This is a genomic window from Candidatus Darwinibacter acetoxidans (genome assembly GCF_041936445.1).
GTDB lineage: Bacteria > Bacillota > Limnochordia > Darwinibacteriales > Darwinibacteriaceae > DTU010.
The window spans coordinates 1-3,220 of record NZ_JBHGXH010000237.1 but is presented as its reverse complement, the minus strand read 5'-3'; the positions used below and the strand labels follow the sequence as shown (position 1 = coordinate 3,220).

Here is a 3,220-nt window from a genome sequence, read left to right as displayed (position 1 = left end):
CATAGGTACCGCAGGGGAGTGCGGGGATCATTCCGATCCCTCCGGGCGCACATACTCAACCGTCGCACCGAGCTCCTTGACCTGGACCTCGCAGCAGTCGTCGAGTGCGGCTTTGCCGAGCAGCGCCTCAGCTTTGCCGATTGCGATGGTCGCACACTCGACAAACGCTTCTGCGCCGTGTTTCGCAAAGAAGAGTTTCGGGATCACCGTGCGCTGCTTGCGGGTGCGGACCTTGAGCCGGAACGAGCCCTGCTTGCTGATCCCCGCCGCCTTCGCCTGCGCGATGCACTGCCGGCGCTCCTCCTCGCAGCGGTCGATCTGGCGCTTGATCTCGATGACGTCCGGCCGCTCGTCGAACTCCTGCTGTAGGGCGGCGAGGTCCTCCCGGTACTCATCGGCCCGGATCCGGGCCATGAACGCCCGCTCCAGGAGATTGTCGGACGACATCAGTCCACCACCACCAGAATGACCGCGGGGCCGAGGTCGAACGTGGTGTGAGTGTCCCCCTGCCCCGAGCGCACACGCAAAAAATACAGATCCTCCACGCCGACGAGGTGCCGGGTCACGCCCTCCCGGGTCGCAATCTCCTTGACGAGGTCGCGGGTCGAGATAGAGTCGAGGCGAGCCATCAGTCCGTCACCTCCGGCCGCCAGTCGTCGCAGACGCAGTGTTTGGACACGGGCATCCCGTCGTGCCAGCTACAGTAATATCCGGCATTGATGCCGCTCCCGTGCCCCTCGTCGCAGGTCGCGCAGCAGCGCTCTGCCGGGCGGTAATTCGGTGGAGAGGACATCAGCACCGCCCCCTCTCGGCCTGCATCTCTTCGAGCACGCTCACCGGGAGATCCTCGACGTGTCGGACCCGGTGGATGCGACACCGCTCATCCAGGGCCGCCGCTCGCTCCTCGCGCAGGGCTTCGGCGCACGCCGCGCAGATCCCGTCGCCGCTCGTGGTCTCGCAGCCGCAGGAGCGGCAGTAGGTCGTCTCGCGGTCCACGCGCCCGGGCAGTCCCGCCTCGCGTGCAGCGTGCTCCGTGGCCGCAACTAATATACGATCGAACGTACCGTTCTGAGCGTCGGTTCCCGCCCCCGGTTTGCAGGCGGTGGCGCAGGGGCCGACATAGTTACACTTTTTCGTCATAATTTCACTCTCTCCATATTGAGGTATGCCCGCAGCGCCATCTCAGTGGCAAACGACGCGGACACCCCCACTGATGAGGCGTATTCTCTGAGACGTACCGCAACATCCGGGCTAACATAGACCTGGAGTCTTGGTTTTGGTTTTGCGCTGTTTTGCTGCCCCATAATCATAGATTCGTCCCATGGATATATAATGTATCCGGTTTGGCTCTACTCCGACGATGGCCGTTTTCAAATTTGGACGGATGTGAGGGGGCCACGCCCCCGCTCCTTGATAGGAGGAATCCCATTCTCCCCGACGCGGTGAAACTCGTTTGCGAGCGGGACAAGCGCTTCTTGTAGGCCCTTGCAGAGTTCATCATCACCGAAGTCGATCCGGCAGAAGTGGTATGCGAGTTGTGCAGCCAGACGCCGATCAGCCTTGACACCGAGCGACCCGCACCAGAGCGGCCACGCAGCATAATCCAGGTCGGCCATCTCCAAGTTGGCCCCTTCCAGGTTGGCCCCTTCCAGGACGGCCCATCTCAGGTTGGCTCCTTCCAGGTTGGCTCCTTCCAGGTTGGCCCCTACTAGGTTGGCCCATCTCAGGTCGGCCTCTCTCAGGTTGGCCCCAATCAGGTTGGCCTCTCTCAGGTCGGCTTCTCTCAGGTTGGCCCCTTCCAGGTTGGCCCTTCTCAGGTCGGCCCATCTCAGGTTGGCCCCTACTAGGTTGACCCTTCTCAGGTCGGCCTCTCCCAGATCGGCCCCTGCCAGCTTGGTCTCTCTCAGGTCGGCCCGCTCGCCGATCTCCCCATCGTTCAGCCACAATGCATGCAGCCGCAGCACCTCTTTGAGGTTTGTGGGGGCTTTTAGCCCGACGGTTTGAGTCATTCTCATTACACCTCTTACAATACATATATTAGTTGTAATAGTATATATAACTATCGCACAAAGGATAGATCGGGGCACATAGGGCACGAAGGATCGTAACTTTCCCATGAGAGAGAGATCTTAAAAAGTTACGATCTTACGTGCCCAATATGCCCTCGCCGGATCAGAGGTGTGCTTTCCGCCGGTCGAACGACCCGATCACGTTAAACGTCCCCTCGACAGCGCGCCGGGGCAACCAGATCCCGTCGCCGTCGAGCCACTCAAACGTGTCGTTGGGGTGCTCCATCACCACGTGGCGGTGGTAGACGTCGACCTCTGGATCGTATTCGTAGACCATCCAATACCCGAGATCCGCGTCGGTGGCGTACCGTGGCTGCAGGAGGTCGGCCGGCTGGAACTGGTTCTGCGGCAGGCTTGCCAGGTAGGCGAGCGCCACGATGAGCAGGACGACCCCGATCACTGCACCGATGCGCGCCGGGGACCAGAAAGAGGTTTTAGCATCAGTCATGAAAGAAGGTAGGGGGAGGGGTATTTATAAGGGTTACCATGTGCCTTCTTCGTGGAACACCTTGCACGCTGCAATGTTGGTGGCTCGGGACGAGTAGATGTGGATCTCGGCCACGCTCGGCCCTCCCCCCGACGTACCTCCAGCGGATAGTTTTATATCCAACGTATCCCCAGCCTTAAATCCCCCCGTCGTGTTAAACGGAGGCATCCACTTGTAACTATCCCACAGCTCTCCGATTGGTGCAGACCCGATAGGTACGCCATTACAATAGACTGTTATTGTCCCATAGTTGGGTATCGTCCTGGGATTCATCGCTTTAACGTGGAGAGTGCAATTTGATGCAATAGTGGAGCTATAGTTCGACGGAACAATAACCGACATTAATGTGACCGTCTGCCCTGGGCTACACCCTATTGTCTTTATCTGGGATTTCCGGAGTGTCGTTAATCCAGCGGCAATATCGACAAATTGTGATCTCGCCCCGATATTCCCAGCGGGCGTGTCGATCGCCCCGGCGCACTCGATCGCTGCGGCCGCCAGGTTCTGCGAGAGCAGCCTCGCGTCGTAGACGTTCCCGGTCGCGATCACCGTCGCCCCTGCCGGCACGAACACGATCGCGAGCAGGCAGGTATTCGCGGGCTGCGTCGGGCATTTTCGTTTCGTCGTCCCTTTCGTCACGATCTTGGAGCCAGAGGCATTGACC

General features: G+C 60.0%; 6 protein-coding genes. All 6 read right to left on the bottom strand.

The annotated features are described in order from the left end of the window. Positions 1–27 precede the first annotated feature (27 nt). Entirely contained in the window at positions 28–447 is a 420-nt protein-coding gene (locus ACE4YL_RS08820; RefSeq protein WP_461369550.1) for a hypothetical protein, read from the bottom strand. Next, positions 447–629, bottom strand: coding sequence for a hypothetical protein (locus ACE4YL_RS08815; RefSeq protein ID WP_461369549.1), 183 nt, complete (start codon positions 627–629; stop codon positions 447–449). Before ACE4YL_RS08815 ends, ACE4YL_RS08820 begins: the two co-directional genes overlap by 1 nt. Positions 630–792: 163 nt before the next feature. Next, complete coding sequence (locus ACE4YL_RS08810) at positions 793–996, bottom strand: hypothetical protein (protein WP_461369548.1); 204 nt, start codon at positions 994–996, stop codon at positions 793–795. Between the two features lie 374 nt (positions 997–1,370). Further along, positions 1,371–2,009: a pentapeptide repeat-containing protein gene (locus ACE4YL_RS08805; RefSeq protein WP_461369547.1), complete on the bottom strand. Its 639-nt coding sequence runs from the start codon at positions 2,007–2,009 to the stop codon at positions 1,371–1,373. A 163-nt stretch (positions 2,010–2,172) separates the two neighbouring features. Beyond that, positions 2,173–2,469 (bottom strand): hypothetical protein, encoded by a 297-nt coding sequence (locus ACE4YL_RS08800; RefSeq protein WP_461369546.1) that lies wholly within the window; start codon positions 2,467–2,469, stop codon positions 2,173–2,175. Positions 2,470–2,550: 81 nt separating this feature from the next. Then, a partial coding sequence (locus ACE4YL_RS08795; protein ID WP_461369545.1) for a hypothetical protein occupies positions 2,551–3,220 on the bottom strand: 670 nt, incomplete at its 5' end.